Raw genomic sequence first — 14194 nt, forward strand, 5'->3', positions numbered from 1 at the left:
ATATGTCATATCTCTGGTCGGGGCGCTTTGCGCGGCAAAGCCCGGAAACCGCGCCGAAGACTGCTCCTCGCTGGGACTTTCATTGCCACCTTCTGCCCGGTGTGGACGATGGACTCCGTACGCTGGAAGAAACCCGTCAAGCCATCTCCGGCCTGCAACAGTTGGGCTATGGCGGCGCGGTGCTGACACCGCATATTTACCCCGGTGCCTACGACAACCACCCCCAAGGATTGCGCAACGCCTTTGCAGAACTCCAGCAACAGTTATCAGGAGATTTTATCCTGCATCTGGCCGCCGAGTATTTTGCCGATGAAAGCATGCTGACAGCCATTACGGAGCAGAATCTGCTTTATTTACCACTGGGAGAACAGAAAGTGGTTCTGGTGGAATTCCCGGTCCTCATGCCCAGTCCTGCTGGCACGGACATACTCATCGAATTACATCGCGCCGGTTATCAGTCAGTCCTGGCGCATGTTGAACGATACCGTTACGTCCAGCAGCAACCCGCTGCCTGGCTTGAAAAAATCAAGAATACGGGCGCATGGTTGCAATGCGACATCGGCAGCCTGGTCGGTCAATATGGACCCCATCCACAAACCCTGGCCCGTCACCTGCTGGCACAAAACCTGCCCACACTCTGGGGCACCGACCTGCACCGGGTGGAACAACTGGAACGCTATATGCGCCCCGGTCTGAGCACGCTCACCAAACGCGGTGTACCCGTCAATTTGGCGCTTGCCCCATTGAGCGCAGCAAACAGCCATTAGAACCGGCCAGGGTCGTAGGACATGAAACGCTTGCAGTTTGATATCATCGCCATACAATGGGTGCATTGATACTTACCTATGGAAACATACCCAATGGCAAACGTGAATGTAAGAAACCTGCCCGATGAAGTGCATCGGGCCATCCGAATCCAGGCCGCCCAACATGGCCGCAGCACCGAAGCCGAAATTCGTGACATCCTGGAGCGTGCCATGAAACCCGAAGGCCGTGTGAAACTTGGCTCATATCTGGCTGCCCTCGCCCGCGAATCGGGTGGACTGACGGACGAAGAACACGCCTTGTTTGACCGTTCGCGCATTAAGTCTCCCGCCCGTACAGCGAGCTTCGATTGATACTGCTCGATACGAATGTAATCTCGGAGCCACAGCGCAGAGAGCCCGATGCCCGCGTCATTGACTGGATTGATGGGCAGGCACTGGAAACACTCTATCTCTCCACGATCACCGTAGCCGAGCTTCGTTCGGGTATTGCGCTGATGCCGGCAGGCAAGCGTCGGAATAACCTACACGAGAATTTGGAAAAGCACTTGCTGCCGATGTTCTCCAACCGGATTTTGCCGTTCGATATGGCTTGCACAAAGGCCTATGCCGATCTGCTGGTTAAGTCCCGCGCCACTGGCTTGGCCGTTGAAACAGCCGATGCTTTCATTGCAGCCGTTGCCATCACTAACGGATTCGCCGTCGCCACCCGCGATACCACCCCTTTTGAAGCTGCTGGGCTTAACGTCATAAACCCTTGGGAAACAGGGTGTTAAATTAAATAGCCTTAATGTTCTCGAAGGCTGCGAGCACAAAGCTCTGAGCCGCCAGATGCAGGACAACATCTAGCCGAATGGTAGCCACCACTTCAGAGCGACACTGACATCAATCACCCAGTTCACGGGCGGTGGCTTTCCCGCGCCTCCCGGCACTCGGCAGCACTCACTATCGGCGCGGTTTCGCGACGCTCCAAAATGCGACTGGCAGCTTGCCGTGCGCGATGCTTACGCTGTGCACGATCCACCGCCTCACGCATCAAGGCCGCAATGATGGCGCTTTTGTTTTCCTTACAAAAGGTCGTATTGAATGCAATTTTCACATCGTCAGGAACACTAAAATTGACTTTGGCCATTTTGAAACCCAATTGTTGAAAAATTCAACAATTACTATAAGTTATCCCCTGCCCGGCCGCAATGCATCAGCCGCATGGGCATCCCAGCACGCCGCCCACGCCCAGATTGGATTCCTCATTTTTCGATCAGGTCGGTCATCATTACAGCGCACGCACCTAAGACTTCTGATTTTCTCTGGTTACTTGTTGCCGGCGTATGGACATTAACCAAGTAACGGCTGGCGTGCAGGCGGGATTTTCGCGCAACAACTGCACCAGGGTACGTTCTGCGGCAGCATACTCTCCGGCCCGCCATTGGGTCAGGGCAATCTCCAGTTGCAGGTTACTGCGCGGGTAGGGAAACAGGGACACTTTAACCCTGCGCGTAAAAATCCACTCCCGCCTGCACAATGCCATCTGGGCGCGCATCGAAGTGCGCTTTTCTTCTGTCCCATCCACGGTTCATCTTACTGATGAACTCATCGCAGAACGCCGGGAGATGGCCAAGTTCGTTAGGCCAGCCTGACCGGCCCCGGATACCGTTCCAGGGTCACATCACTGGTCAAGAGAACCAGTCCCTCGACTGTTGCCTGCGCAATCAATAGCCGGTCGAACGGATCTCTGTGAATCAACGGCAAAGTGTCCACCGCAACCGCATGCTCTCCGGAAATGGGCAATTCGACATAGCCATTGTCGATCAACCCACGGCGCAGCAGACGCGCATCTACCTGAAAGTCTGGCCGGTTTAATCCATTCTTGATGGCCACTTCCCAAAGGCTGACAACGCTGAAAAACAGTTCGTTCTCCAGATCAACCATCAGCGCACGAGCGCCTGCAGGCACCCGCTCCAGATTGTCCGCAGCCCATAGCAGCAAATGCGTGTCCAGCAGCAGCTTCACAGGCGCCCCTCGAACAAGGCCGCAATTTCATCGGCAGCCATCGTATTGAAATCATCCGGAACCTGGATTTGACCGGACAGAAACCCAAACCGCTTCTGCTGTGATACTTCCGGCGTTTCCAGCGCAACGACTTTCACCATGGGCTTTCCGGCTTTGGCGATCACGAAAGACTCCCCCTTGGCAGCCTTCTCAACCAATCGGGAAAGCTGCGTTTTTGCTTCGTGCATATTGTAGGTTTGCATGACCACCCCTATAGACTAATACCAATGAACTAAGTCTACTACATCTGCCACAAGAGGCGTAACCCGGCCATCTCCTACAGATTGTGCGTACGCTCTTTCCCTCCATTCGTACTGCATTATTAATGCTATGATCGAAGGATCTTAGCAGAATTTTTCATGGGAAGCAGAAAGAGCGACACTGGCACCGACCGGAACGCGGTCCACTCAGGCTTCTTGAAGCGCACGCAACTAAGACTTCGGATGCCGAACCGCTTGCCGGTGTATGGACATTAACCAGGTAACGGCTGGCGTGTAGGCGGGGTTTTCGTGCAACAACTGCACCAGGGTACGTTCTGCGGCAGCATGCTCCCCGGCCCGCCATTGGGTCAGAGCAATTTGCACTGTTAGTAACAACTCAATCCGTCCGGCGTCTTTCGCTGACGTCGTCTGCAAGCCACACCTTGATGAGTGATTGATAGGGCATATCACGCTTGTTGGCTTCGATTTTGATACGGTCCAGCAACGTCTCGGGTAAACGCAATGATATGGTTTTCATGAACTGCTCCCGCCAAGCCTATACGGCTATGGCGTGAGTTTCGTGCTTCATCGCGGCGAAACTTCCACCGCTCCACATCTCGGACGGTTCCCGCCCGGAGCCGGAACCACCGGCCAATCTCATTTCAAGCCACCGCAACAGTACCAAATCCGCATTTTCGTCGCGGCCACAGATAACGCCGCAATGCGGGCACTGGTGTTCCCGGTTCGAGAGCGTTTTCTTCTCATCGGGTAATTTCCAGCACGCATGACAGCGTTGCGTGGGCTTGATCTCCCGCGTCGGTGCTTCCTCGTACCACGACCCAGCCTCCAACGTGACGGATGCGTACCACTTCCCGGCTTTGTGCATGATCTCACAGGTGACCGGCCGGCCCGGTGTTCGCGGTTTTCCGCGAATGGGAAGGTTGCCTACAAATTGCAAATACAAAGCGCCGTGTTTCCCGGATATGCCAAGATGCAGCTTCCAGCCATCCCCGTGCGTTTTGTATCCCCAACCGGGATAGCGATGGATGTTTTTGAATCGCGGGAAACCCGGCGTCTCGCCATTCTTCATGCGCCGGAAGAAGTGCTGAAAGGCCAGGTGCAGACGCTTGAGCGTCACCTGCTCCGATTGGGCATTCAGTCCGGCTAGGGCAGGTACCATTTTGCGCCATTGCGTGAGCACCTTGCATTGATCAGCAAACGACAATCCCTTGCCGGTTTCCTTGTACACGCGGATGCGTTCTTCCAGCGCCGTGTTATACAACCGCTGATGCAAACCTAGCGTCTCCTGCAGCCGCACTTCCTGCTCGGCGTTGGGATACAAACGATAGGTCACTTTGCGATTCGGCATGCTTCCATTATACTCGGTTACCATGACTATGCAAACTCTAAGTACCCTACATCATTGCGTTTATAACCTGAACTACTATTTGGTTCTGGTCACGAAATATCGCCGCAGGTGTATGACCGGCCCCATGCTGGACCGGCTGGAAGCCATCTGCCGGAGTACGGCAGCAAAATGGGAGTGCGAGGTGCTGGAATTCAACGGTGAGGCGGATCATGTGCATCTGCTCTTGGCTTTGACACCGAAAGTGCTCCCATCGGCATTTGTGAACAACCTGAAAACAGTCACCAGCCGATTGCTGCGTAAAGAGTTTGCCGATCATCTGAAACGGTATTATTGGAGTAAGCCGGTATTCTGGAGCCGCAGTTATTGCATCCTCACGGTGGGTGGTGCGCCACTGTCCGTGCTCAAACAATACATTGAGCAACAGGAAAGGCCGGAATAATCGCCCTGCGGGCGATAGCGCCGCTTCACCACCCCCTGAACCGCTACGCGGTTACAGGCGGAGCACTACGGCGCGTTCCGGTAGAGGGCTTCAGGTTGGGGAAAGATGCACGCTGGGCATGGCTCCAGTCCAAATAATCGGTAGAGTCATGGCTTTCCCAGAACGCTCGTTCTTCCGCCTCTGTTTTGAAATCAGGTTTCTTTTTTAGATTGCTCATAAATGGTCCTCTCTTTGCGGATATATCAAGGCCAACAACTCAGGAGTTAGCAGCCTTTGAACCGCTCCGGTACAAAACGTTCGGCGTTACGGCGACAATCCTCGGCACGGATTGCAGCCCCTTCGGATTCGAAGCGCGCAACAGTCCGCACGATGCCCATCTCACTCTGCTCGTCGCAGCCCCCCCTGTCGGCTTGGCCTCGGACAAATCGCGTATCGTGTCCAGCACCCTACCACGCCGCCCACGCCCAGATTGGACTCCTCCTTTTTCGATCAGGTCGGTCATCACTACAACGCACACAACTAAGACTCCGGATGCCGACCCGCTTGCCGGTGTATGGACATTAACCAGGTAACGGCTGGCGTGTAGGCGGGGTTTTCGCGCAGCAACTGCACCAGGGTACGCTCTGCGGCAGCATGCTCTCCAGCCCGCCATTGGGTCAGGGCAATTTCCAGCTGCAGGTTACTGCGCGGGTAGGGAAACAGGGGGCGCTTTAAGCCAGCGCGTAAAAAATCCACGCCCGCCTGCACATGCCCTGCCTGCACATCTGCCAACTGGGCAATCTGATTCCGCAAGCCGACACTTTCGGGATTAATGGCTAAGCCATGACGCCAGGCCAGTAAAGTCTGCTGCTTTGCCTGCGCATTATCCAAGCCCAAGAGCGCACCCTGACTATGATAAATATCGCCGATGGAACTCAACACCCCGGACTGACGCGGAATGCCCACCAGCCCCTGTTCATATTGCTGCAACGCGCTTTTGATTAATACTCTCCGACGGTCAACACCCAGGGCCTTGTCCTGATCTGCCAGGGTCAAGTATTCATTGGCCAGATACACATGGGGCTGGGTGGCCAGAGGACGCGCCACCGTAATCCAGTTTGCCGCCTTCATCAAAAAAATGGCGCGCTGATTATTGTTGGGCATCATCCGGTTCAGCCAGCCATTATCACTGAACAAGGCGTAAGTCGCCCCGTCCGCCAGCAGGTTCCAGGAAGCGACCAACACACCGACAATCAAAACCGCCTGGGCAATCATCCCATGATGGATGCCCAGGCGTGGCAACAGGGGCTGCGTTTCGCCGTGATAACCGTAAATCCGCCAGGCCCGCGCCAAAAACAGACCCGCCAGCACACTCAGGGGCAAGTTGTAAAAAATGAAGTTGCCCAGGGCATGCCCGGTAATGGCAAACACCCCCAACACCAGCCCCAATGCCTCCAGACGCCGATCATCGGGCAAGTTCAGGGATTTACCCGCCTTGTAAAGCAGCTTATAAAGGGCATACATCAGGGAACCTGCAAAAGCCAGCAGAAAACCCAGATTAATCAACCCACCTTCAGCCAGATACTCCAGATAATCGTTGTGGGCATAGGTACCCGCAGAAGCCAGCTCACCGGGCAAACGGTAGGCCGGATAGTAGAGAAAATAACTACCCAGCCCCGTCCCCAGCCAGGGATGGCTGAGGAAAATATGCCAGGTGGCAATCCACATCAGGGCACGGGCCACCGTAGAACTGTTGTGATCGATATAACCGGGTGCCAAATGACCCAGAATGTCGAAGCCTTTTGCATAATTCATCAGCAAAAAGGCGATCAGTACCAAGCCGAATATCAACAGCCAACGCGAAAAATCACCTGATCTCTTGCGCAAACCGAACAAAGCAAAAGGTATGGTACATAACCACGCCAGCAAACCACCCCGACTACCCGTAGAGAAAAAAGCCAACAGCAAAACGGCAATAGTCAACAAATAAAACCATGCGACCCAGTCTATCTGCCGGTCATAAAACCGGACGGAACGTTGCGCATCACGGTTGAAATAAACCGCCAGCAAAGGAAAAAAAAGCAGGTTCAGCCACGCCGCAAAGCTATTGGTATCCATCAGCGGGCCATTGGGTCGCAACCCAGTCCAACCAATACCTTGCCCCAACCAGGTGAAATACTGCCAAAGTGCCATGCCACTCAACACCCAGGCACTACCCACCGCACCCCGCCAAAACCACTTCCAGGCGCGCTCCTGAACGGCATCAGGCATGCTCACCCAAATGGAAAAGGCCAGCGGCAATGAACCCAATGTCCAAAAATAAAACCAGCTACTGTAGGGCACTCCACTCCAGAAAAGAGTCACCCCAAACCATGCAAACCACAGCGGCATAAATACCGGCAGGAACCCCTTGGGCCAAGGCAGCCCGGCCCGCAAACGCGGCCACCAGACCCAAACACCCCAAGCCAGCAGAACCAAGGTACAGGCAGCCAATAGCGGAATGATCTGCCCGTTGTAATACCACGAAAGCAGGTAAGCCATAAAAGGCGGAACGGCATAAAACCAGGACAGTCTCTCAGATGGATTTTGTTTCAATGCGGGCTCAGTTCGTTAGTGGCAACAATCAAATCGGCAATTCTGGCATGGATTGTGCCGTGAGCCACGTCTGGTAGCAAATCAATCCGTCCGGCGTCTTTCGCTTCAGTCAAAGCCCGTAATTTGTGTCCAATGGATCATATTATTATATTATCAACATATACCAAGGCCGACAACTTATGAGTTAGCTGCCTTTGAACCGTTCCCACTCTCGCTCGACCACCCCACCCAGCGCCTTGCGGAACTGCTCCGGTGCAAAACGTTCGGCGTTACGGCGACAATCCTCGGCCCGGATCACTGATCCTTCAGCCTCAAAGCGCGCAACAGTCCGCACGATGGCTGCCACGCTCTGCTCGTCGAAAAATACCCCAGTCGGCCTGGCCTGGGTCAAATCGCACACAGAGTCCAGCACCCCACCACGTCCGTAGGCGATGACTGGCGTACCACAAGCCTGCGCCTCAACCGGCGCGATGCCAAAATCTTCCTCGGCGGCAAAAACAAATGCGCGCGCACGCCCCATTAGATCGACCAGTGCCGTCGAAGACTGATACCCCAGCAACTCAATGTTCGAATGACCGGAAGCGATGCGCTTGATCTTCTCCCGCTCTGGACCGTCACCGATCACCTTCAAGCGTTTTTCCGGCATCTGCGCAAATGCCTCGACGATGAGGCTTACTCGCTTGTACGGCACCAACCGGGATGCCGTCAAATAAAAATCTTCCTTGTCCTCCCGGAACGCGAAGGTCTCAACATCCACCGGCGGGTACACCATCTCGGCCTCGCGTCGGTAGGCTTTCCAGATACGCCGGGCAATAAATCTGGAATTAGCCACGAAGCAATCCACCCCATTGGCCGTGCGTACATCCCACAACCGCATCTTATGTAATAGCCATTTTGCAACCCAGCCCTTCAGCCCCTTGTCCAGCCCGGACTCACGCAGGTACTGATGCTGCAAGTCCCAAGCGTAGCGAATTGGCGAATGCACATAGCTCACATGCAACTGATCCGGCCCCGTCAACACGCCCTTGGCCACCGCATGCGAACTGGACAGCACAATGTCGTAACTGGACAAATCAAGTTGTTCAACCGCCAGTGGCATCAAGGGCAGATAGTTTCTATAACGCGTGCGCACACCAGGCAGATTCTGGATGAAAGTGGTTTTAGGCGTTTTGCCCTGCAAAAAAGCCCGTTCGCGCGCCGGCAGAAAGTCACAAACACTGAACACATCCGCCTGCGGGTACATGATGAGCATCTGCTCCAGCACACGCTCCGCACCGGCATAGGTAACAAGCCAGTCGTGGATAATGGCAATGCGCCTCATCGAATGCGCTTTTTCAGCATTTGCTGATAGACTACTTCTATCGCCGCAGCCATCTTCTCAGCAGAGTAACGCTCACGCTGCACCTGTTGCCCAAGCGCACCCAATCTTCGCCGCAGGAACTTATCTTCGCTCAACCGTCGCAACGCCTGTGCCGCCTGAAGAGGCACACCCAGCGGGTACAACAAACCCGACCCGGTCTCGCCTACGAGTTCCTGGTGTCCTATCACATCACTGGCAATGACCGGCACACCGACCGCCATCGCCTCCAACACTGCCAGAGGCATGCCTTCCCATCGTGAGGATGAAAAATAAATATCGGCTGCAGCCAAACAAGGCGTTGGATCGTCCAGCTTCCCCAGAAACTTCAAGTTTTCCACTCCATCGGCTTGCATGCGTCGCTCCAGCGCATCACGTTCAGGGCCATCGCCAATCCAGACAAACAGATGATCCGGCAGCATCCGCACAACCTCATAAGCCTCATTCATGTTTTTCTGATAGTCGAAACGACTCAGTGTCAACACAATGAGTTGATCGTCCTTCATCACAAGTCGGCGGCGGAACTCATCTCGCCATCCGGCACACACATCGTCCGCAATCGGTTCCACCCCGTTAACCACGACGCTACGAGGTATTTTCTGCCATAGACCCTCTACTTTTGCCGCCTCACACTCTTCGTCGGAGACGAACAAAACATGATCAACCCAGCGGGCAGTAAAATTTTCATATAAACGGTACAGGCGACGCTTCATGCTCCCATACTGCGCCACGTGAACCCCGTGCGGCGTATGCACGCAGGGCAAGCTCAGCCTGGCTGACACGAAGCGAGCATAGATACCTGCCCCCTTTCCGTGCGCATGCACCAAAGCGATATTCTGTTCGCGCGCGAATGACACGAGGCGCATAGCATATCCGAAATCGAAACGCCGGTGCGGGAGCGTGAACACACAACCATAAGTCAGATTTTCGAAGCGTTGATAGTATGGTAGCTCGTCGGGACAAGCTACGTACGCTCCGATGGACGCCGACAAATACTTCAGAAGCAGTTCAACGTGTCGCGGCCCACCGCCGTGGTCGGCACGAACAGAAATAAGCAATACCAACTTTTTGTTAGTCATAAAATCAAAGATTCAGGCAAGTTATATTCAAAATATTTCATCTACCAGTGAAATCACTGCCGACGCCAGACATCGGTGAAGGCTGATACCCTCTTTCATTCCACCAATCTGACCTTGGTGCCGTGGTTTATGGCCATCTATCTGATGGTCTGCGACAACAGTTGCCTGTCGGCCCTGCGCCTCTCCAAGCAGATCGGGGTCTCCTGGATTACTACGCACCGGATGCTGCGCAAGATGCGCCACGCCATGGCGGACCGGGACAGTATCTACCGCCTGGGTGGATTGGTTAAGTTGGATGATGCTTTCGTTGGTGGACGTCGATCCGGTGGCAAAAGCGGACGCGGTGCAGAAGGGAAAACACCGATCCTGGTAGCTATTGAAAGCCGGGATAAGAAGGCGGGTTTCATGGCCATGGAAACCATCCCTTCGGTATCCGCTGGAAATATCCGTCAGTTCGTTCAGCGTCATTTGCTCCCCTGGCAGACTACCCGCACGGATGGCTTGATGGCGTTGCGCGTTCTGGGAGAAACCCAGCACCATGAAGGCCGTGTTGCACCGCCAGAACAGGTAGATGAATGGTTGCCCTGGGTGCACATCGCTATTGGCAACCTTAAAGCGTTCTTGCTGGGAACTTACCATGGAGTCACCGGCAAATACCTGCAGCAATACCTGGATGAGTTCGTCTATCGCTTCAACCGACGCTTTTAGGAACCTGAATTGCCATTGCGTCTGCTCAATGCCTGCATGGACCATATACCCGTCCTATTGGTAGCTGAAAAAGGTTAATAGGCATGCAATATAATGATTTAATTATATTTTTTATCAAGAGCTAATACGCACTAACCCACTGTACATATACAGCCAAATTGATAGCAACACCAGTATAGAAAGAAAATTACTAGCTGCAAAATTGGCACCAAAGGTAAACAAAACATTGAAAGCAAACCATGGATACAAAAGCATTCCGCTAGTACCACCCGCCGTAAATCCCCGCCAAGCCCGGGCAAAGAAAAACCCATAGAGTAAGAGATATAGCGGAGCAAACCAGCCAGTACCTGCGAGTATCTGTCCCCAAGAAGTAAACCAGGTATAATTTCCATTTAATCCTGCGTCATATGTTACCCTGAAACTTAACTTAAATGCTTGGGCGAAACTCAACGAAGCCGTAGGAAAAAATCTATCAGCGAATGGAAATTGGTAGATGAATCCAAAGTCGTTGGGAAGCACTGATTGCTTCAATAGTCCAGATGGAAAACGTCCATCCAGATATCCTGCAAGATGATTGATTGATGTTGGTCCATAACCAATGAACGAAGTGAGTAATGCATCATGACCATGATATCCAATATTGCTACGTAAGACCGCCACACCCCCGAAAAGTACGAGTAACAATGTCATTATCATCAAGCCGCGTAGTAAGATCCCACTGACTCGAACTCCGCGCATCAGCACTGCATGCCGCAAATAAATCAGGAAAAATCCAAAAATCGCAGGCATCAGAACAAAGCGCGACATCATCAAAAGGGCTGAAAGGAACAAACTCGTCATGAGCGAACCCACCAGAAATACAAGCATAAATTTGCCTAAACGATTTATTCTTAAAGACAAACGAAGATAGTTTGCCCAAACCCACCACATCACTCCCATCGCCAGCGGGAGGGAACCCATCATCGCACCTCGACTCGCGTGGCTAAGCGCAAGTTTGACTTGCTGGCCTTCGCCACTAAGTGCCAATGCGAGAATCGCCGGATCATTGCGTAAGATGGTGGCAATCGTTATCAAAAGTAATCCGAGCGCTGCTACTGTGGGCAACATCAGGTAGACGAATGCGGGCACTCGCACTAAAGTAGCAAGACGTGGCGGCATACGATAGGCAATCGCGTACCCTACGCGGATACCAAGCAAGACTATGGTCGCGCAAGTAATGAGAAAGATAAACAGCACCGGATTCGCGAACATTAGATCAGGTTCATGAATGGTATGCTCGTAGAACGTCGGAGGAACTAGAGTGAACATCAGCATCAGCACCACTGCGGCAAGCAGCAGCGTCTGCGGACGCAACAAGTGATAAGCGGTAAAGACTCTCTTCCTGTAAATCACACCCATGGAGGTCGTGCTAACGTCAAATGTATTCATCATGGTCTCTCGTCAAATAGGGCGTGGCGTTGAATCGAGATGGCCTCACGATACAACTCCTCGTAACGCTGCACCCAAGTGCGTAGATCAGTGTATGGAGTAGCCGACACCCGCGCTGCGTAGGAAGCCGCTGCGAGCAATTCACGACGTGCATGCAGAGAGCACATCAAGTTGGCGAGTGCAGAAATATCGGTCGGCTCCACCAACCACCCGTTATAACCATCACGGATCATCTCCGGAATGCCACCGCGACGCGCTCCGATAACTGGTTTGCCAAAGGCGAAAGCCTCGAACACCACACCAGGCAGGTTATCATTCCACAGCGACGGCACTACTATCAGGTCCACCTGTGGATAGAACTCTGCCGGTCTCTGCCGTCCGAGCAGACGTATCCGCGAATCGCGGATCAGTCCGCGAAGGCGTTGTTCGTAGCCCTGCTGGCCGCTGCCAGCAATCCACAGCTCACTGCCTGGTATGTCGGCCTGTAAAAACGCCGCAATCAGTGGCTCGATTCCTTTGCTGCGATCCAGCCGTCCAATGTAACCGAAGCGCACGCCGTCATGTAGCGGAGCAGTTGGCGCGTCTTCAATACCCAAGGTCCGTAGTGCGCGCGCATTGTGAATGGCTCGCTGGATCGGTACGCCATCGAAATAACCCAAAGACCGATGCCGATCAATAATGAATTGACTGACGCCCACCACAGCTTGAACGCGGCGACTCAGATTACGATGCGGCAAACGAAACGCTCGGCATGTAGCGCATTGCCTCGTACAGTTCTGCTCTTTATTATACATGTTTGCTTTGGCACAAATCAGATAATAATCATGCAACACCTGTACAATAGGGACATGAAATTTTGCCAGCGTACCCAAACTGGCTGCAGACCAACCGGAAAGATTATGCAGCGAAGCCACGTCCGGGCGTTCTTGCACAAGGACGTCTTTGAGATAATCCTGCATCCATGGGTTGATACTGTCTAACCCGTGCCATAGGAGCCGCATCAGTGCTGCAGGACGCTTCTTTTGGTAAGGCCAGTATACATTACGAATGCCGGCCCTCCAGACCGTTATGCCGTCTTGTTCACTCCGAGTAAGTCCCGCCTGATCAGACGTAACGAGTAAAACGCAGTCGTGCCCCGCAGCGCGCAAGCCGCGCATCTGCTCCCAAACAATAACTTCGGCACCACCACCTCGGTCAATGTCCGCTAATGCATGTAAAAATAATATTTTCATAATTGGTACTTTTTATTCAAACCAAGCTTTCCGGAAAGACCATCATCAACCGCATCACGCAACAGCCGATAGCGTTCTGTTTTTCTAAGCATAACAGAAAAAAGAAAAAGCAAAGACATATAGACATATCGGTTTACCCAGAATACGAATCCGTTCTTTTTTATGTAGAGCGTATCCACATAAACACCATTACGCATCCCGTAGTAAGCGCGAAAATCACCCGCACCTTTCAGGTTTCCTAAAAAACCGTTGCTGAAACGTTTCTTGACGTTCCAGGAGGATTCAAGATCGTCGATCAATGCAGCAGTCACCAGCAGTATTCTTCCGCCATTTGTTACAATACGATAGGTAAACTCATTATCGTCCGCATAAAGCACAAAATCGTGATTAGGTAGCCCTATTGACTGGATCAATCCCCGATGGAATAGAAGCCCACTGTATGGGGCTGTATCCAGCGCGATCGTTGCAGGCAATATTCCACACGCCTGCGGCCTGCCCCAACGTGTTCGCCGCCAGATCTTGTAGGGAATATCCAGCACATGAAAACCACGAAAACTGTTCGCACGTGGGTTGATGCGATGTGTGGCAACTCCCATCGCAACATCAGCCTGATGCTCAGGACGAAAGGCCAGCACCGCCAGCTGATCGCGTGGCGTGTTCATTAGTTCTGAGTTATAGACTTCAAACAATTTTTGCAGGGCATCGCTGCGTGGGCGATTGTCGTCATCCAGCAACCAGATGTACTCAGCACCAAGCTCAAGCGCCCGTTGTATACCTGTGGAGTAGCCCATTGCGGACCCAGTGTTTTCAACCATTTCCACTACATGGACAAAATCGGGGTAGGCAACGGTCAATCCGGCCTTGACGGGCCACGCTGCGCCGTTATCAACGACAACCACCATAGAAACATCGCTGTTGCGTACCCCATCAAGCACCTGTCGCAATAGGTGTTCACGCTTACCATAGGTTACGGTGACAACGATTGATTCAGTCAT

At 53.2% G+C, this 14194-nt stretch carries 18 protein-coding genes and 1 pseudogene; 5 read left to right on the forward strand and 14 right to left on the reverse strand.

Annotated elements, in window-relative coordinates; translation table 11 throughout:
- The first annotated feature begins 2 nt into the window (after positions 1 to 2).
- From H7F11_RS02195 to H7F11_RS02205, 3 genes are all read left to right on the forward strand, one after another.
- Positions 3 to 767 (forward strand): tyrosine-protein phosphatase, encoded by a 765-nt coding sequence (locus H7F11_RS02195; protein ID WP_227485180.1) that lies wholly within the window; start codon positions 3 to 5, stop codon positions 765 to 767.
- A 93-nt stretch (positions 768 to 860) separates the two neighbouring features.
- On the forward strand, positions 861 to 1118 hold the full coding sequence (locus H7F11_RS02200) for a FitA-like ribbon-helix-helix domain-containing protein (protein WP_193649576.1): 258 nt from the start codon (positions 861 to 863) through the stop codon (positions 1116 to 1118).
- Positions 1115 to 1540, forward strand: a complete 426-nt coding sequence (locus tag H7F11_RS02205) for a type II toxin-antitoxin system VapC family toxin (RefSeq protein WP_193649575.1) — start codon at positions 1115 to 1117, stop codon at positions 1538 to 1540. Before H7F11_RS02200 ends, H7F11_RS02205 begins: the two co-directional genes overlap by 4 nt.
- A 122-nt stretch (positions 1541 to 1662) precedes the next feature.
- On the opposite strand, the gene H7F11_RS02210 is transcribed toward H7F11_RS02205, so the two are convergent.
- From H7F11_RS02210 to H7F11_RS02240, 7 genes are all read right to left on the reverse strand, one after another.
- On the reverse strand, positions 1663 to 1896 hold the full coding sequence (locus H7F11_RS02210) for a hypothetical protein (protein WP_193649574.1): 234 nt from the start codon (positions 1894 to 1896) through the stop codon (positions 1663 to 1665).
- A 156-nt stretch (positions 1897 to 2052) separates the two neighbouring features.
- Entirely contained in the window at positions 2053 to 2292 is a 240-nt protein-coding gene (locus H7F11_RS02215) for a hypothetical protein (protein ID WP_193649573.1), read from the reverse strand.
- Positions 2293 to 2387: 95 nt separating this feature from the next.
- Complete coding sequence (locus H7F11_RS02220) at positions 2388 to 2774, reverse strand: type II toxin-antitoxin system VapC family toxin (RefSeq protein WP_193649572.1); 387 nt, start codon at positions 2772 to 2774, stop codon at positions 2388 to 2390.
- Complete coding sequence (locus H7F11_RS02225) at positions 2771 to 3016, reverse strand: type II toxin-antitoxin system Phd/YefM family antitoxin (protein ID WP_193649571.1); 246 nt, start codon at positions 3014 to 3016, stop codon at positions 2771 to 2773. Before H7F11_RS02225 ends, H7F11_RS02220 begins: the two co-directional genes overlap by 4 nt.
- Positions 3017 to 3244: 228 nt before the next feature.
- A complete protein-coding gene (locus H7F11_RS02230) occupies positions 3245 to 3409 on the reverse strand; it encodes a hypothetical protein (RefSeq protein ID WP_193649570.1) in 165 nt (54 codons plus the stop codon).
- 1 nt (position 3410) lies between these two features.
- Positions 3411 to 3551: a CopG family antitoxin gene (locus tag H7F11_RS02235; RefSeq protein ID WP_227485181.1), complete on the reverse strand. Its 141-nt coding sequence runs from the start codon at positions 3549 to 3551 to the stop codon at positions 3411 to 3413.
- Positions 3552 to 3569: 18 nt separating this feature from the next.
- The gene (locus H7F11_RS02240; RefSeq protein WP_227485182.1) at positions 3570 to 4382 is read right to left on the reverse strand and encodes a helix-turn-helix domain-containing protein; all 813 of its coding nucleotides are present in this window, start codon (positions 4380 to 4382) and stop codon (positions 3570 to 3572) included.
- 22 nt (positions 4383 to 4404) lie between these two features.
- Here H7F11_RS02240 and tnpA point away from each other — a divergent pair, with 22 nt between their 5' ends.
- Positions 4405 to 4821: an IS200/IS605 family transposase gene (gene tnpA / locus H7F11_RS02245; protein ID WP_413773182.1), complete on the forward strand. Its 417-nt coding sequence runs from the start codon at positions 4405 to 4407 to the stop codon at positions 4819 to 4821.
- Positions 4822 to 4864: 43 nt separating this feature from the next.
- Here the strand turns inward: tnpA and H7F11_RS17175 are convergent, their stop codons facing one another.
- From H7F11_RS17175 to H7F11_RS02265, 4 genes are all read right to left on the reverse strand, one after another.
- A complete protein-coding gene (locus H7F11_RS17175; protein ID WP_193649568.1) occupies positions 4865 to 5038 on the reverse strand; it encodes a CopG family antitoxin in 174 nt (57 codons plus the stop codon).
- A gap of 302 nt (positions 5039 to 5340) precedes the next feature.
- Complete coding sequence (locus H7F11_RS02255; protein WP_227485183.1) at positions 5341 to 7395, reverse strand: O-antigen ligase family protein; 2055 nt, start codon at positions 7393 to 7395, stop codon at positions 5341 to 5343.
- A gap of 184 nt (positions 7396 to 7579) precedes the next feature.
- Positions 7580 to 8716, reverse strand: coding sequence for a glycosyltransferase family 4 protein (locus tag H7F11_RS02260; protein WP_193649567.1), 1137 nt, complete (start codon positions 8714 to 8716; stop codon positions 7580 to 7582).
- Positions 8713 to 9831 carry a glycosyltransferase family 4 protein gene (locus tag H7F11_RS02265; protein WP_193657996.1) on the reverse strand — a complete coding sequence of 373 codons (1119 nt, stop codon included), beginning with the start codon at positions 9829 to 9831 and terminating at the stop codon, positions 8713 to 8715. The genes H7F11_RS02260 and H7F11_RS02265 overlap by 4 nt, the downstream gene beginning before the upstream one ends.
- A gap of 51 nt (positions 9832 to 9882) precedes the next feature.
- Between H7F11_RS02265 and H7F11_RS02270 the strand changes: the two are divergent.
- Positions 9883 to 10617 (forward strand): annotated as a pseudogene (locus H7F11_RS02270) (IS1595 family transposase); the annotation flags it as partial.
- Between the two features lie 36 nt (positions 10618 to 10653).
- Here H7F11_RS02270 and H7F11_RS02275 read toward each other — a convergent pair.
- From H7F11_RS02275 to H7F11_RS02285, 3 genes are read right to left on the reverse strand one after another with little or no spacing between them, the layout of a single operon-like run.
- The gene (locus H7F11_RS02275) at positions 10654 to 11970 is read right to left on the reverse strand and encodes a hypothetical protein (RefSeq protein ID WP_193649565.1); all 1317 of its coding nucleotides are present in this window, start codon (positions 11968 to 11970) and stop codon (positions 10654 to 10656) included.
- On the reverse strand, positions 11967 to 13199 hold the full coding sequence (locus H7F11_RS02280; protein ID WP_193649564.1) for a glycosyltransferase family 4 protein: 1233 nt from the start codon (positions 13197 to 13199) through the stop codon (positions 11967 to 11969). Before H7F11_RS02280 ends, H7F11_RS02275 begins: the two co-directional genes overlap by 4 nt.
- Positions 13196 to 14194 (reverse strand): glycosyltransferase, encoded by a 999-nt coding sequence (locus H7F11_RS02285; protein WP_193649563.1) that lies wholly within the window; start codon positions 14192 to 14194, stop codon positions 13196 to 13198. Before H7F11_RS02285 ends, H7F11_RS02280 begins: the two co-directional genes overlap by 4 nt.

Source organism: Acidithiobacillus sp. HP-2 (assembly GCF_015100155.1).
In the GTDB taxonomy this organism is placed as follows: domain Bacteria; phylum Pseudomonadota; class Gammaproteobacteria; order Acidithiobacillales; family Acidithiobacillaceae; genus Acidithiobacillus.